Genomic DNA, 15,838 nt, shown 5'->3' with positions numbered 1-15,838 from the left:
GCGCATGGCCGGATTTTCCTGTGATCTGCGCGACAACAACCCATACTGGCATGCATAACATCCGATGTCTACGTGTTTGCGTGATGTGGACACGTGCGCGGTGGAGCCGCGGGCGCCCCGACTTTGGACATGCGCCAGCGGGCAGTCCAGGGTAGCGCCACCGTGATGGCTGCGCGTTGCCGCCTGTTGGTGTTGCGCATGCACAAAGTCCGGACAGGTTGGCCCGCCGCCGCGACTTTGGCTATGCGCACGCGCGTGCCGTGGGTGTGCGCCACCGTGATGGCTGCGCACGTTGAGGGTGTCATGGTTGCGCATGGGCAAAGCCCGGCCGGCGAGGGCGGAGAGCACCGCAACGCGGTTACGAGGAGGCGCTGTACCTGTTCTCGGGGCGGCCGGCGCCGTAGCGCGGGGTAAGGGTGGCCCGCCCAATGTCCACCAGATGTTCCAGATACCGCCGCACGCCAACCCGCGACATGCCCACCAGCTCGGCCAGTTCGGCGGCCGACACATCCGTGCCCGCCGCCTGGAGCGCCAGGCGCACGCGCTGCAGCGTGACCTCGGACAGGCCCTTTGGCGGAGGGGCATAGCGCGCGGCGGTGCTGGCAATGAGCGCGTCCACGCTGCGCTGGTCCAGCAGCTTTCCCCGCGACGTGCGCCGAACAGTGTCAAACTGCCGCGACACCTCCTCGAGCCGCTCGAACAGGGCCGCCGCCATGAACGGCTTCACCAGGTAGTGCCGGACGCCGCGGGCCCTGGCCAGCCGGACACTGTCCACGTCGCGCGCGGCCGTGACCGCAATGACCTCCATGGCGCCCAGCACGTCCGGATTGATGCGCGAGAGCACCTCCAGCCCGGAAAAGTCCGGCAGGTAAAAGTCCAGCAGCACCACATCGGGCCGCAGCCGTTCAAGAAGGTCGACGGCGTCCCTTCCGTTGTGTGCCTCTCCCACCACCGTGAATCCCTGGTGGGAGGAGACAAATTCGCGGTTGACCAGGGCCACGCCAATGTCATCCTCGACAATCACCACGCGCAGCTGGGCGCTCATTGGTTCACCCCTGCATGGTGGGCCGGGGCAGCGAAGATGGCGCCGGCCGGGATGGGCAGCTCCACCGTAATCCTGGCGCCAAGCCCGGCTCCACCCTCGGGCGCAACGGACAGGCCGCCGGTGGTGGGGAGCCCGTCGCCAATGGACACGGTGCCGCCGTGCCGGGCGGCAATGCGCTTGACCAGTGTCAGGCCGATGCCGCGGCCCGTGGACACGGCGCCGGGCAGCGCCGCCTTCGACGAGTAGCCGGCGGCAAAGACTCGCTCCCGCAGCTGCGGTGCAATCCCTTCGCCGGAGTCGGCCACGGACACCAGCAGCCGGCCGCCAGATCCGCCGGCCAGCGCCACCGAAACGGAAATCCGGCCGCCGGTGCCCGTGGCCTCCACGGCGTTGTCGATCAGGTTGCCGGTGATGGTCAGCAGGTCCTCGCGCAGGGCCTCGCCCCGCGCGGTTGCGGCCAGGGCCGGCAGGACGGAGTCGTCGCTGACGGAGATGTCGATCCCCAGCTCGTCGGCCCGCACCTGCTTCATGAGCAGCAGCGCCGCCACCTCCACCTCGCTGATGCCGGACTGCCCGGCCAGCCGCGTCAGCGCCCCGCCGGAGCGTTCGTGCGAAATAAACGACACTGCCTGCTCCACGCGGCCCAGCTCCAGCAGCCCGGAGATGACGTGCAGCTTGTTGGCAAAGCCGTGCGCCTGGGCGCGCAGCCCGTCGGCAAGGCCCTGCACGCCGTCAAGGTCGCGCATGAGCGTGTGCAGTTCCGTGTTGTCGCGCAGGATCAGGATGGCGCCGATTTCGCGCCCGCCAATCCTCGCCACGTCCCGGCGCACCAGCAGCACGCGCTCGCCGGAGAGTATGAGGGACTGCTCGGCGCCGTCGCCCTCCAGCAGCTCAACGAGCGCCGGTTCGAGGGTGTCGCGGGCCGGCCTTCCCACGAGCTCGGTCCGCCCGCCGAGGGAGAGCAGGCGCACGGCGGCGTCGTTGACCAGGGCGATGCGGCCGTTCTCGTCCACGGCCAGCACGCCCTCGCGCACACCGTGCAGGATGGCCTCGCGCTCGTCCAGCAGCCCGGCGATCTCCTCCGGTTCCAGTCCGAAGATGCGCCGCCGGATCACCACGGTCACCCACGCCGCGCCCACCACGCCAAAGATCGCGGCAATGCCGATCGTGATGAACAGCCAGGCGGCGTTGGCCAGGTATTCGTTGCGCATGTCGGATTCCAGGACACCCACGGACACCGCCCCGATCACCTCATGCTCGGGGTTGAAGATGGGCACCTTGACGCGCCATGATGTGCCCATGGTGCCGGTCTGGGTGCCCACGTACATGTCGCCGGAGAGCACCTCCTCCGGATCCGTGGAGACGTGCTTGCCGATCTTGCCGGGGTCGGGGTGCGAGTAGCGGATGCCGTCCGCGTTCATGACCACGGCGTACGCAATGCCGGAGGACTTGCTGATCAGCTCCGTGATGGGCTGGATGACCTGGCTGGGGTCGGCGTCGTTGAATGCGGCCAGGATCACCGGGTTCGTGGCCACCTGCCGCGCCACCCCCACCATCCGGTCCTGGTAGTTGGAGCGCAGCTGGTGCTGCTGGGAGAGAAACGCGACGGCACCCGTCCCCACCACGGTGATCAGGACGATGACCACCTGCAGCATCAGCAGCTGGTCCCGCAGTGTCATCCGTCGTCGCATCCCCCTATTTTGCCAGATGTGGCGCAGCTTACATACCGGTTGTCCTGCCATCGGGCACCCCTTCCGGTTCGCTGCCGGCGGCCTGTCCGACGGCGGCCCCCGACCACGCGGCCCCGGCCAGCATGATCCCGGTCCCCAGGAAAACGCCCGCCACGCCGGCCACTGCGGACAGGGCGCCGAGGGCGGTGGGCAGCAGCGTCTGGCCCAGCCGGTTGCTGGCCAGGCGCAGCGACATGGCGAGCCCGCGGGTGCCGGGGTCGGCCAGCTCTGCGATCCAGGACATGGTGATGGGCTGGCAGGTGCCGATGGCAAAGCCGTAGATGGACGCCAGCAGGAGCAGCAGCGACACGTGCAGCGGCAGGGCAAAGAGCAGCAGCGCCGCGGCAGAAAGGGCAATGGACCAGACCATGACCCGGCGCCGGCCCAGCACCCGGACCATGGGGCCCAGGAACAGCCGCGAGAACATGGACAGCAGCGAACGGGCCACGAGCATGGCGCTGACCAGCCCGGCCGCGATGCCGCGCTCATGACCCAATGCGGGAAGGTAGGCCAGGAAAAGGTCCACCGACGCCAGCACCATGGACCCGGCCAGCAGGGCCCGGATGAGTCCCTTCGTGCGCAGCAGGGAGGCCACGGCGGGCAGCATGCGCAGCCGTTCGCCCTCCACCGGCACCTTGGCCGAGCTACTGACGAAGAAGGAAATGCCCAGCAGCACCACGGACAGGGCGCCGCAGACGGTGAAGATCAGTGCCAGCGGCGGCGTCTCAAGCGTGCCGCCGGGCAGGGCCAGCAGCAGCGGCCCGGCAGTCTGGCCCAGTGAGGAGGCAAACGTGAAGTGGCCAAATTTGGAATCGAACTGCCCGCGGCTGGTCGTGTTGGCCACGATCGCCTGCTCGCCGATGACCGACAGCAGCTGGCCCACGCCCAGGAACATGGTGGCCAGCAGCAGCACGGCCACCGAGCCGCCGCCAAATAGTGCCAGCGCCGCCGCCGCAATGAGCGCCGCCGCCCCCGCGATGAGGGACGCCCGCTCGCCCGTGCGGTCGATGATGTGCCCGGCGGGCAGCGCCAGCAGCAGCGCCGGCACCGCAAACGCGGCCACCAGCACGCCCAGCAGCGCCTGCGAGCCGCCCGCGTCCAGGACGGCGTAGGAGAGGGTGGGGCGCATGCCGAAGGTGATGGTCTGGATGACGACGGCGTGCGCCAGCACCAGCCCCACGGCCAGTTTGGCGTTCACGGGCCTTGGCGGACGCCCGGAAGCGCGCTGCGGGGAACGGCCCGCAGCGCGCCTGGGGAAACCCGGAAGGCGCCGCGGCATGTTGGGGGATTGCCTCGGCACCTTCCGGGGGTTTTTGGGGGAACGGGTCATGGCGTGCGGCTCAGGCGCTCACGGTCATGAGTTCCTGGGCTTCAGCCGACGGGACGTCGGCGCCTGCGTACAACAGCGCATCGTCTGCTTCAAACACCAGCCGCACACCGCCGTCGAGGTTTCCCACGGGTGAGATGACCTGGACCACGTTGCTGCCCAGCTTCAGCCCGTACTCGTAGCGGGAGCCCACATAGGAACGGGTCAGCACGGTGGTTTCCAGGACGTTGGCGCCGCTGGTGTCGGCGGTGGCCGGGGTGATGGTGAGGCGTTCGGGGCGGACGGCCACGGTGACGGCGTCGCCCGGGAACAGTTCCAGGGTGCTGGCCACCTTGACCACCAGCCCGGTGTTGTCGAGGCGGACGTGCGCCGTGCCGCCGGCGGTGTGTTCGAGGATGCCGGTGAAGAAGTTGCAGCTGCCCACGAAGGCGGCGACGGCGGCGGTGGCGGGCTTCTCGTAGATTTCCGCGGGCGTGCCGATCTGCGCCATCTTCCCCTCAAACATGACCGCGATCCGGTCGCTGAGGGACAGCGCCTCGTCCTGGTCGTGCGTGACGTAGACGGTGGTGATGCCCAGCTCCACTTGCAGCCGCTTGAGCCAGGCGCGGGACTGCTCACGAAGCTTCGCATCCAGGTTGGACAGCGGCTCGTCCAGGAGCAGCACGGAGGGGGAGTAGACCAGGGCGCGGGCCAGGGCCACGCGCTGCTGTTGCCCTCCGGAGAGCTGGTGCGGGAAGCGGTCCTTCAGGTGGGCCAGGCCCACGGTGTCGAGGGCCTCGTGGATCCGAGACTCCTTCTCCTCCCTGGACACCTTGCGGATGGCCAGCGGCATCACCAGGTTGGCCTCCACCGTCATGTGCGGCCAGAGCGCGTAGGACTGGAACACCATGCCCAGGTTGCGCTCCTCGGTGGGCACATAGACCTTCTTCTCCGTGTCCACGAACGGCGTCCCGCCCACGGTGATGGAGCCCGATGTCGGGGATTCCAGTCCGGCGATGGAGTTCAGGGTGGTGGACTTGCCGCAGCCGGAGGGGCCCAGGAGGGTGAAGAACTCGCCTTCCCTGATGGTGAAATTGATGTCGTTCAGCACGGTGGTGTCGCCAAACTTCTTGTGCAGGCCGGAGACTTTGACTTCAGGCATCGGTGTGTCCCTTCATGAACATGTTCGCAACTGCGACGAACACGGCGGTGATCGTGATTTGAATGGTGGCCAGGGCTGCCACGGAGCCGGTGTTGCCCTGGACCCAGAGCTCCAGCATGGTGGTGCCGATGACCCCGGTGTTGGCAGAGGAGAGGAACAGCGCCGCGGAGTATTCCTTCATCATGGTGACGAACACCAGGATGAGCGCCCCCACGAAGGCCGGCTTCAGCAGCGTGCGCAGGATGCGGAAGAACGTGCCGAACCAGTCGGCACCCGAGGTGCGGGCTGCGTCGTCGAGCTCCCGCCCGATCTGCATGACGGCGGGGGCGATGGAGCCGAACGCGGTGGGCAGCGCCCGCAGGCCGAAGGCGACGATGAGGGCCATCAGGGTGCCCTGCACCAGCCCGCCGCCCGGCACCAGGGCGAAGACCCAGAAGAAGCCGATGCCCACGATGATGCCCGGCATGGCCTGCGGCATCAGCGCCAGGTACTCAACGCTGCGGGCAAACTTGAACGGGGAACGCCGGGCCACCAGGACGGCCAGAAGCGCCAGCACGCTGACCAGCACCGCGCCTGCGGCGGCCACCGTGACGCTGTTGGTGATGGACTGGATGTAGACGGGGAAGGTGAAGACGCGGCCGTAGTTGGAGAGCGTGAGCGTGTTGAACGGGTTGGCCAGCGGCGTGAAGATCAGCGTGAAAGAGCGGAACACCAGGCCCAGGATGGGCAGGAGCGCACCGAACACGATGTAGATGACGATCGCCGCGGCGGCGACCCACTTGAATTTGCCCAAATCCAGCAGGCGGGGGCGGGTGGCCTTGCCGCGGACGGAGATGAAGCGCTGGGAGTTCTTCAGGACTTTCGCCTGGATGGCGACGGTGCCGATCGTGACGGCCAGGATCAGCGTGGACGCAGCACCCAGGATTCCGTAGTCGGGCTGGATGGACTGCAGGCCGTTCGTGTACAGGAAGGTGGAGAACACCTCAATGCGCACGGGTGTGCCATAAAGCAGCGGCACGCTGAGCGTTTCCAGCGACATGCTGAACACTAGGATGGAGCTGTAGACGATCGGCGGGCGCAGCATCGGCACCACCACCTTGAACAGGATGCGCAGCGGGCCGGCACCGCAGACGCGGGCGGCACTTTCCAGCGACGCGTCGGCCTGCCTGAGAGCGTTGGCGCAGAACACGTAGGCGATGGGGGCCAGGCCCACGGCCTCGGTCACGGCCATGCCGCCCAGCGAGTACAGGTTCCAGGGCAGGAAGCCCAGGAACTCGCGGACCTGGACGCTGATGAAGCCTGCCGGCCCGTAGAGCGTGATCCAGCCGAAGCCCAGGATCAGGGTGGAGATGAAGAACGGCCACTGCATGGACAGGCCCAGCAGCCGCCCGAACGGGAGCTTGGTGCGCACCACCAGCACCGCCATGGGGATGGCGATCAGGAGTGTCAGCACCGTGGTGCCGATCGCGAAGACCGCGGTGTTCCAGATGACCAGGCCAAAGCCGGCATCCGTGAACAGCCGCACATAGTTGTCGGCCGTCAGCAGCCCGCCCACTTCGTAGAGCGGACGGTCCCGGAAGGACTGGTAGAGGATGGGGACGATCGGCGCCAGTACAAACAGCGCCAAGAAGATGAAGACGCCGTATTGCAGGAGCCTGCCCCGCCCGGCGCCGAAGACCCGGGGGTACTTCGGCGCCGGCAGGGTGGTTCTGCTGGCCGCCGGCCTGGTTGCACTTTCCGTGCGGGTGATGGTCATTGCTTAGCCTGCCTGGTCACAGTTGGTTCGTGCGGATGGGTCTAGGCGCCGAGCTGGGCGTCCCACTTGGAGACAAAGCTGGTGACGTCGGCGTCCGGAACCACCTCGTAGGGGACCTGGATGATGCCGTCCTTGCCGGCCACCTTCTCCACCTCCTGGTAGGTGTGGCGGCCCTCGGTCAGTTCCACGCTCTCGCGGTAGGAGCTGAGCCCGCCCTCGGCAACGGCGTTCTGGCCGGTCTCGGAGAGCACGAAGTCAAGGAACAACTTGGCAGTGGCGGGGTGCGGTGCCTTGGGAGTGATGCCGATTCCGCGGCCCAGCACCACGGTGCCGTCGGTGGGCAGCACAAACTTCACGAGTCCGCCGCTGGCGTCCTGTGCCGGGTATCCCACGGCGGAGCTGATGAAGAAGCCGGCCACGTACTCGCCGGACATGATCTTTTCCTTCTGCGTTCCGGAGGAGGTTTCCGGTCGGGCGGCCGGCAGGATCTCGTCCAGTCCGGTCCACGCATCGGAGTTGCCCTCGGTGAAGGCGTGCGAGACCGTGAAGCCCCAGGCGCCCTTCACGTCTCGGGTGGTGATTTTGTTTTTGAACGTGGCGGAGTCGGCAGAGACGGTCTTGGCCAGCGCCTCGATGCTGGCCGGCTCATCCTTCAGCAGGGCCGTGTTGTAGAGGATGCCCACGGGGTCAAGGGACATGGCCCAGACGTTGGGCATCAGCACGGCGTTCTTCGGCAGCTCCTTCGTCTCGGGGGAGTCATAGGCCATCAGCCGGCTGGGATCGGAGGCGTAGTTGGCCCAGGCCTGGACGGCGTTGGAGACCAGCATGTCCGCCGGTGCCTTCCCCGTGGCCATCTCACTGAGCTGGCGCTGGAACACCTCGTCGCTGTCCAGGTTGTCTGCGGAGACCTGCGTCCACGGGTACTTGGCCTTGAAGTCGCGCAGGATGGGCGCCCAGTTTTCCTGGTCGGTGTTGGAGTAGATGGTCAGCTTGCCGCCCTCGGCCTTGGACGCGTCAACGATCGCCGAGTAGTCGGCAGGGTAATAGCTGGGGAAGTCTGCGGCTCCGGCGCTCGCAGCCGGCGTGTCGGAACCGGTGCTGCAACCGGTGAGCACGGCTGTCAGGGACGCTGCGCCGAGCAGGCCAAAGCCAAGGGCCTTGCGGCGGCTGAGGCTGCTTTCGGAGAGCGGGGTGGTGTGGGACATTGTTCACTCCTTTGTGACATGGAACACGATTTGCTGCTGTGTTCATGGTGCTGGGCGCCGGAGTGGGCAACAATCTTTTGGTCGTATTGGAAACCGCAAGGGGGCTTTTGGTCGTATTGGTCAGGATTTTCTGTCCGCATGCGGCGCATTGCGCCGCTGCGACGGTGGCCCAAAGTTGGCAGTCGTCGGGACATCTGGCGTCCGGGAGGGGAGTTCAACCCATTCACTTTCATGGGCTGCCACCATACGTTTGTAGAAATCCCCGAGAAAGGTGAAATTCAATGAGCAAGAAGTCTCGATCGTTCAAGACGGCCATCGCTTCCCTGGCCCTGGCCATGGCGTTTGGCGGAGTGACATCGGTGGCGGCGCCGGCGCCTGCCGAGGCTGCCGGCAAGTGTGTCAACTACAACTACAGCTATGGCGGCTACTCCAGCTGTGTTGGCAACATCCAGGTGCTGCTCAACGCCTTCCGTCCAAGAATGGGATCCACGTACGCCCCACTGGCCGTTGACAACAAGTTCGGTCCCGCCACGAAGGCGGCGGTCATCAAGTTCCAGAAGTTCTGGGGACTGACCCCTGATGGAATTGTTGGAGCCCAGACGTGGAATTCCATGTGCCAGCCCCACATGGGGCCGGGGCCCATCGCCTGGTATCCGTACACTGCAGCACGGGCGTCAGGCTGCAACATTTAGCAGCCAAGGACGTACTCGGATCAGGCGGGCCCGCGGTGACGGGGCACGTGCCTCATGGCACGCCACCCACCCCGGCGGGGCCAAGCCCCGAAGTGTCCCAGCAGCAGTTGCGGGCCTGCCTATTCCGGAACGATGGTCTCAATGACACTGCTTGGCGGTTCAAAAATGATTCTGCCGTGCTCGAAGTAGCTGATGCGGCCGCCGGAATTGCCGTGGTCGCGTTCACCGGAGATCGGCATGCCAAGTGCTCCGCGTTCCTCATCCAACTCCAAATAGCGGGACAGGATCAGGCCGCGGACGTCCCAGGTCCCCCAGATCGGATGGCTGTAGATCTTCGCGATGCCGTCGCCTTGGGCCCATGTTGTCACGAGCCCCAGGCCGTCGGCCGACGCGACTTCTTGAGTGGCTGCCGCGCCGAGGGCGGTTTCGCCGAGTGCGTTCAGCACCAGTGCGCGCGACAGTGCGCTGTACGAGTCAGTGAGAGGTCCCCGAAGCCGCTTGAACGTGATGTCGCAGGGGTCTGCGAAGCCGTCGGTGAATCCAAACTTGGCCGTCTGGAACGCTGCGAGAGCTCCAGCCGATATGGGCCCAAAGACGCCATCGATCGTAACGCCCAGAAAGAATTGGACAGTGGCAACGTCTTGGCGGTAGTTCGCCCTGCCAGTTCCAACTCCAGCACGAATTTCCAGTGACATGACGGCCCCTCCCATAAGTTTCCACCACAACCTTGCGCTCAGTTTGTGCCTTCTGAATCCCGGATGTCAACGACGAGAATTGACCCCTGGAGGCGCCGGAACTTGGGGCCTTGCGAACTGGAGCAACCATAGGAGAAGCGCCGACCCCGTGCAAGGCGCTGTGCCTCACGCAGTTGTGTAGGAAACAACCACCTGCGGGTACCCGGCAACGTCCAGCCGCCGCTGCGCCAAGTCCGACAGCCGGACAAAAGTCAGCCCGTCCCAGCCCATGTCGCGCGTGTTCCCGCCGGCAACAGCGGCCCACCCGTCGCCATCCGCAGAGGTGTACGCGGCCACAGTCTCGTGCGGCACATCGAGTGGCGCGATCCGCTCCTCGCCCGTGTCCAGGTCCAGAATGGAGAGATTCGGCGAACCGGTGGCATTGCCAAACGAGCCTGTCCCCACAGAAAGCAGGTGCCGCCCCGCCAGCGCTGTCCCGTGGGCGTGCGAGTTCGCCGCACTCGCCAGTGTCGTCGAGGCGCCGGTCCCCGGGTCGAACCTCACCACCACCTTCCCCTGCACCGGCAGCAGGATCGTCCCTCCCGGTTCCACCGCGCCGTAGTGGACCTTCTCCCACGACCCCAGCCCGCCCTCAGTGCCAAACGGTGCAATCTCGTGCCGCTTCGCCGTCATCGCCACGGGGTCCACCACGGTCACCGAGAAACTGTCGTGGTCGATCGTCGCCACCCACGCCCCGTCCGGTGCCACCACCACGTCGAACGGACGCCACCCCACCTGCACGGAGCCAGTGAAAACGCCACGTTTCACGTCAAACATTTCCAGGTGCGACGTCTCCACGTCGCTCAGCACGGCGACGTACACGGCGGAACCGTCCGGCGCCACCGCCAGTCCCAGCCCGCCGGGCCGGTACTCGCCCTGCCCGATCGACGGCGCCGGATGCAGGTACGGCACCAGGGCCGTCCGCGTGAACGTCGCCAGGTCAACCACGGCCAGGCCCTCCGCCGTCGCCACGTACGCGGCGTTCCCGGCGGCATGGACGCCGACTCCCCACGGCGCCGCTCCCACCGCCAGGAATTCAACGGCGTTGGGGTCCTCGTTTGCCGGATCGATCCGCGCAATCTTGTCCGTGTGCGCCAAGGTTGCCAGCAGGAAGTTCGACGCCGGACCCTCCGACGCTGTCGGCTCCGGGTTGGGTGCGGCGGCAGTTGCGCTGGGGAGTTGTGAAGCACTCGCGCTGGGCTTGGTGTCAGCGGCGCCGGGGGAGTCCGCAGCCGTGCAGCCCGCCAAGCCAAGTGCGCCAAGGCCTGCGAGTCCCAGCACCACCCGGCGCGCCACAAACGGGGCCGGTTCCTGAATGTTTCCCGAATCCATGGGGCTTCCTCCGGCCGTCAAAGAGCAATCAGTCTCTACAGCCTTCACGTCCCGGCTGGAAGTTTCCTGTTAGCCGGCCGCTACGAACCGGAATCACCCTGGCCGTACTCCAGGATTTGGATGCGCTGGCTCAAGGCCTCAATCTGCTCGGCCAGCTGGGCGATCGTCGGCTTCTTCTGCTTGGCCTTCGCGGCCGGCTTGGTGGAGATGCCGCCAATGATGGCGGTGGCATTGTCCAGGCCGCCGACCAACCGGCTGTAGTCGTAAACCCGCTCCGAGACACCGTGTTTGTGCCAAAGTGTCTGGGTGTATGCCGCACCGGTCCCGTTGAACCTTTCCAGTGTGTGGACCAGGAGGTTGTCCTTTGCTGAGGCCGTTGGCTCCCGGTCCATCCGCAGCCCCAGCAACAACAGGCAGTGACCCATTTCCACGGCCGTCCAGCCGAACTCCTTGCCCAGCTCAGTTTGCGTGGCCCACACGTCAGGATCGTCGATGTCGGCGGGCTCAGAAATGGTTGCGGTCATGCACCCCAGACTAACCGCAGGACGACACTTGAAGCAGCCAAATGGCAGTCAGGTGCGGAGTTGCAAAATTTTTGTAACTCCAGACTTGACAGCCCCAGAGTTACAAAACTTTTGGACTTGACAACTTCGGAGTTACAAAACTCTAACTGTCATGTTTCGCGAATGACCGGGTCCTGACCGCACTGGCCTTGTCGTCAGTCGTCGGCCTGCCCCGGAAAGGTCGCGGGCTTCCACTGCAGCCTGCGCGCGTCGTCGCATCCGCGGCCGTGGCGGAGTGCAAGCAGGAGCTGCTCGGCCGCCAGTTTGGCGCCAACCACCACACGGAACCAGTTGGGGGTTTCCTCGTCGGGTGGATGCCAGCCTGACTGGTGGAGATAGCCTGCGTCCAACAGCCAGTCGTCGGCGGCCATGAACTGGTTTGAAACCACTTCGCAGTGGAAGCCGCCCTCTTCAGGCGCCAGCTGTTCGTAAACGGCGTAGTCCGGATCGTCGGACAAGTAATTTACGGTGAGGAAGTCGCCGTCCTTGAGCCATTGGACATCACCTGACAAGGAATTGACCTGAAGCTGCCACATCCGGTCCATGCATCCCTGCTCCGGATAGTCCTCGGACGCCGGAGGTGCAGCCACGTCAGTCGGTGTCAGGAACACGCCGCCAAAATGCGCTGGGACGCGGTGAAGCGCTCGCACTGGGTTTGGAGTTTGCCGTCCCTGGCGAGTCTGCAACCGTGCAGCCTGCCAGACCAAAGCGCCGAGGCCAGCAAGCCCCGGCGCGGCACGGAGGGCCACCAGACGAACTGGTTTCTTCACGTTTCCGGATTCCATGCGAGCTCCATAGGTTGTCTGCAGGTTGTGAGTTGTGTGCGCCCAGAGCGGTGCCCAACGATCAAATCTGAGACGGAAACCCACCTTCGGCCGCTTCAACGAGCCCGGCCCGGAATCTCTGATTCGCAGGGTCCGACAGGTCGAACCACGTGACGGAATCCAACTGTCCCAATGATTCTGAGAACAAGTATGCGCGTCCGCTGCCAAGAGCCTCAGCGTTCCCCGGAGTGGCATAGTCGAGCGCGTCCCCACAGATTGGCACGAGGGACGAACCAAAGTACGGAAGGGTCGCCCAGAGGCGATGGCGGCCATCGGTTAGAGGAACAAACCAAGGATCAAATCGAACCGCCTGCGAGGCGCTGAACCACTTCTTGATGATGTGGCGTTCGGTTTTCGTTAAGTCGGAGAGGTCGTCCTGCACCTGCACTAATCCGTACCCGTCCATTTCAGGATCGACCATCCACTCGCCAGCGGCGATTGCCTCGCCGACCTGTGCAACAACGGCGGCGATCCGAGCCCAACGTTGATGGTCACGGTCTTGCCACCTTGGTCCTTGGCCGTCATCAATGTCTGGGTCGCTGTCGACCCAAAGCTGAACGCACGTTGGCGTCGTACGCCACCAGAAACGCGGAGATGCCACGGGAATCAATGTCATAAGGGCACGGTACCCGATCGCACTGACACTGTAGCGTGTTGGTCTGAGTGCGTCTCCAAGCGCTCCCTGAATTTTCGATTGCCGGTAGGTCAGGGATGCATCGACGGGACGTTGCGGGACGCCGGATATCGACAAGGGAGATTCCGTCTCCCTGCCCATTATGACCGTGACTGATGATTGCTCGTGTAGGGGCTCCACGTCTGCGCCCGTGACAGCGCCAGGTCCAGCTGGTTCCCGCCGGCCTCCCGCAGCTGCTCCGAGGAACCAACCACCACCAGCAGAGTCCGTGCCCGCGACAGCCCAACGTACAAGCGCTCCGCCGCCCGGTCCATGTCCCGGAAACCATCCACGCACAGAATCACCACGGAACGCTCAAGCCCCTTGAACCCCAGCACGTGCCCGTAGAACTCGGCCTCGTTGGCGTGGAACTCGCGCCAGTACTCGTCCAACGAATCAGAATCGAAGAACTCCTGATGGATCGGGTGCCTCCGGTCCGTCGTCAGCAGCGCTATCTGGTTGTTCGCCCACCCGTCGGCTATCAGCGCATCCACGCAGTCGCTCGCCACGTCCATGGCCTCCTCCGGCAGGCACTCCACGCGCCGCACGGCCAGCCCGGTGCTGCCGCGGGGCGTGAACTTGTCGCCGGCAAAGCACTTGAAGGTCTCGGCGATCTTCTTCGTGTTCCGCAGGTTGTCATCCACATGGATGGTCACCAGATCCTGAAGAGCATCTGCTGAATCCCAGCGTTTGTACACATCCTGCCGGTCGTCCATGAAAGCGTAGATCTCTGACGCGCCGGGTTCCTTCAGGCATGCCCGCAGCGCCTCCCACCAGCTGGGCGCAAAGTCCTGCGCCTCATCCACGATGATCGCGTCAAACTTTTCGCCCTGCGGGAGCCCGGCGGCCAGTTCCTTCAACAGCCGCGGCATATCCACATCGAAATACTCCTGCCCGACACCCTCCGGCACACCCAGCGACAGCACGTACTCATGGAACTCGCCCGTGAACGCCGGCTTCGCGCTCCGCCACCCATGCACCTGGTTCAACAGGTGCATGCCAAGACCCTTGTTGTAGCAAAACAGGCCTACGCGCTTGCCCGCCTTGCACAGTTCCCGCGCCTTTTGCACGGCCAGCCATGTCTTGCCGCTGCCCGCGCCGCCGGTGAACCTGATCCGGGGGAGCGACCTCGTTGCCGACAGCAGCACCGACTGCCGCTCGGTCAGCTGGTCCTGCAGGTCCTCGTACTCCTCCCTGCCGGCTGCGTCCCCGTCAGGCTGTTCGAGGTTCCCCTCAAGGTGCGGAATGATTCTTTCCATGAACGACGGCGCCAAGGCAACAGTGCCGCCGCCTTCGGACTCGATCGCGTGGCGGATCTTCTCGGCTGGGGATTGCAGGTCGTCCTGGTCCAGAAACATTGAGCGGGGGTTGCCCGACTTCGTCCATTCAGGTGCCACCCTGGAGTAGGGGAACGCCGCCATGTAGACAAGCCTGCTGGTCAGCAGCGACCCCATCTGGTCGGCGAGCCAGTCCTTCCACGCGTGGGCCGAGCCCTGGGACTGGGCCAGTGGATCTTGGAGTTTGTGTTTCTTGTCGGTCCCGCCCGACTGGTACCACTGGCCGTGCTCAACGCTGACCAGCCCGCCCTTGACTTCAATGGCGGCGATTCCGACGCCGGGCCATAGCACCAGGATGTCGATCTCATGCTCCGCCCGGCCATGACGCACCTGGACGGAATGTGCCAGTACGACCTCGTCAGGCAGGCTTGCCCTCAGGACATCCCAGACGGCCCTTTCCGCGGTCTGGCCATCGACGAAGTCGGGGTCGGGCGGGATGAGGTGCATGGCGATAACTTTCTATGATCGGTGATGTCATCAATCTACTGGCGTGGGACGACACTGCCCAAGTTGTGCTCAGCGTGTCGCCCCGGTCGACAAAGCACACCTGGCCGCTGGGCTGGGTTGGTAGTGCGCGGCGAAGGCCGAGTCACCGTGTTCATATTTCACATCGGTGGACGGACGAGCCGCACGCTGCCACGAGACCACAATCGAGGGAGGGTCGATGGTCATCGACGAACTGGCGTACTTTGCGCTGCCAGAAGATGCGGACTTGGCATTGATCCATGTCGCCAACCTGCGATACCTGAAAACCAGCATCGTGATCACGACCAATAGGAACGGAGTAGCTTGGGGTGAAATCCTCGAGGATTCGACCATTGCCGCGGCCAGACTTAGTCGTCTGCTGCGCCGATTGTTTGGATGTGGCTTTCGGTAGCACTTGTGGATCGATCGGATAGCAGCTTTGGAGCGCGGTCGTGCCGGGCTCCACGCCGCTGCATTTGCAGTGAGCGGCCGCACTCATGCTGCTTTCCAGGGTGGATGGGGCGCATGGTGTTGGATAGGCCGTGCTGGATGCGTTCACCGGCAAACGAAGCGGGAGAGTTCGAGACGGATTCTGCGGCGGCCTTGCCTTCCATGGTTTGGCCCATGAGCGGTGTCTGCGCGGACAGGGGTTGGGGTTGGCAATTCGGGACCGGTGTCGTACAGTGTGTGCCCCGGCGATTTCTGCCCGGACTTGCATGGCCAGGATCAGATGGCGCTGCAGCCGGTCCGCGGCTGCCAGGGCTATGGCATTGTCGCTGGCGCATAGCGGCCCCTGGAGGTAGCGCACGTCTGGGTATCCGGTGTGTAGTCGCGCTACATTATGGACCGTGAGAATCACCTCTTCGTGGACATCGGGTCTCATGAGTTTGTATCGCCTCACACGTGCTATCCAAAGCATCTTCCATGCACCGATCCGCGGTGCTGGACCTCGAAGCGGAATCCCACCGGCTTCGCAAGCACCAGGACGCGGCCGAACTACTCACTAGCGCCACG

At 65.1% G+C, this 15,838-nt stretch carries 14 protein-coding genes; 2 read left to right on the top strand and 12 right to left on the bottom strand.

Annotated features, from left to right (window positions below; genetic code table 11):
* Positions 1-358: 358 nt before the first annotated feature.
* From JOF48_RS02865 to JOF48_RS02840, 6 genes are all read right to left on the bottom strand, one after another.
* Complete coding sequence (locus JOF48_RS02865) at positions 359-1,045, bottom strand: response regulator (protein ID WP_209677110.1); 687 nt, start codon at positions 1,043-1,045, stop codon at positions 359-361.
* On the bottom strand, positions 1,042-2,736 hold the full coding sequence (locus JOF48_RS02860) for an ATP-binding protein (protein ID WP_209677109.1): 1,695 nt from the start codon (positions 2,734-2,736) through the stop codon (positions 1,042-1,044). The genes JOF48_RS02865 and JOF48_RS02860 overlap by 4 nt, the downstream gene beginning before the upstream one ends.
* 28 nt (positions 2,737-2,764) lie before the next feature.
* Positions 2,765-3,973, bottom strand: a complete 1,209-nt coding sequence (locus JOF48_RS02855; RefSeq protein ID WP_209677108.1) for an MFS transporter — start codon at positions 3,971-3,973, stop codon at positions 2,765-2,767.
* Between the two features lie 142 nt (positions 3,974-4,115).
* Positions 4,116-5,243: an ABC transporter ATP-binding protein gene (locus tag JOF48_RS02850; protein WP_209677107.1), complete on the bottom strand. Its 1,128-nt coding sequence runs from the start codon at positions 5,241-5,243 to the stop codon at positions 4,116-4,118.
* Positions 5,236-6,999 (bottom strand): ABC transporter permease, encoded by a 1,764-nt coding sequence (locus JOF48_RS02845; RefSeq protein WP_209677106.1) that lies wholly within the window; start codon positions 6,997-6,999, stop codon positions 5,236-5,238. The genes JOF48_RS02850 and JOF48_RS02845 overlap by 8 nt, the downstream gene beginning before the upstream one ends.
* A 41-nt stretch (positions 7,000-7,040) precedes the next feature.
* Positions 7,041-8,204: an ABC transporter substrate-binding protein gene (locus tag JOF48_RS02840; RefSeq protein ID WP_209677105.1), complete on the bottom strand. Its 1,164-nt coding sequence runs from the start codon at positions 8,202-8,204 to the stop codon at positions 7,041-7,043.
* A gap of 281 nt (positions 8,205-8,485) precedes the next feature.
* Here JOF48_RS02840 and JOF48_RS02835 point away from each other — a divergent pair, with 281 nt between their 5' ends.
* A complete protein-coding gene (locus JOF48_RS02835; protein ID WP_209677104.1) occupies positions 8,486-8,896 on the top strand; it encodes a peptidoglycan-binding domain-containing protein in 411 nt (136 codons plus the stop codon).
* A 119-nt stretch (positions 8,897-9,015) separates the two neighbouring features.
* Here the strand turns inward: JOF48_RS02835 and JOF48_RS02830 are convergent, their stop codons facing one another.
* The 6 genes from JOF48_RS02830 to JOF48_RS02805 all read right to left on the bottom strand — a co-directional run bounded on the left by JOF48_RS02830 (position 9,016) and on the right by JOF48_RS02805 (position 14,806).
* Positions 9,016-9,591, bottom strand: a complete 576-nt coding sequence (locus tag JOF48_RS02830; protein ID WP_209677103.1) for a hypothetical protein — start codon at positions 9,589-9,591, stop codon at positions 9,016-9,018.
* A gap of 165 nt (positions 9,592-9,756) precedes the next feature.
* The gene (locus tag JOF48_RS02825; RefSeq protein ID WP_209677101.1) at positions 9,757-10,962 is read right to left on the bottom strand and encodes a YncE family protein; all 1,206 of its coding nucleotides are present in this window, start codon (positions 10,960-10,962) and stop codon (positions 9,757-9,759) included.
* Positions 10,963-11,042: 80 nt separating this feature from the next.
* Entirely contained in the window at positions 11,043-11,486 is a 444-nt protein-coding gene (locus JOF48_RS02820; protein WP_203312756.1) for a hypothetical protein, read from the bottom strand.
* A 194-nt stretch (positions 11,487-11,680) separates the two neighbouring features.
* Positions 11,681-12,310: a TY-Chap domain-containing protein gene (locus JOF48_RS02815; RefSeq protein ID WP_209677099.1), complete on the bottom strand. Its 630-nt coding sequence runs from the start codon at positions 12,308-12,310 to the stop codon at positions 11,681-11,683.
* 61 nt (positions 12,311-12,371) lie between these two features.
* Positions 12,372-12,965 carry a hypothetical protein gene (locus JOF48_RS02810; protein ID WP_209677097.1) on the bottom strand — a complete coding sequence of 198 codons (594 nt, stop codon included), beginning with the start codon at positions 12,963-12,965 and terminating at the stop codon, positions 12,372-12,374.
* 158 nt (positions 12,966-13,123) lie between these two features.
* On the bottom strand, positions 13,124-14,806 hold the full coding sequence (locus JOF48_RS02805; protein WP_209677095.1) for an NERD domain-containing protein: 1,683 nt from the start codon (positions 14,804-14,806) through the stop codon (positions 13,124-13,126).
* A gap of 166 nt (positions 14,807-14,972) precedes the next feature.
* Between JOF48_RS02805 and JOF48_RS02800 the strand changes: the two genes are divergently transcribed.
* Complete coding sequence (locus tag JOF48_RS02800) at positions 14,973-15,236, top strand: ATP-binding protein (protein ID WP_209677093.1); 264 nt, start codon at positions 14,973-14,975, stop codon at positions 15,234-15,236.
* The last annotated feature ends 602 nt before the right edge of the window (positions 15,237-15,838 follow it).

Origin of the sequence: Arthrobacter stackebrandtii, assembly GCF_017876675.1 — a bacterium.
Lineage (GTDB): Bacteria > Actinomycetota > Actinomycetes > Actinomycetales > Micrococcaceae > Specibacter > Specibacter stackebrandtii.
Note: the sequence above shows the minus strand (reverse complement) of the source record. Positions and strands in the feature narration are given on the sequence as shown.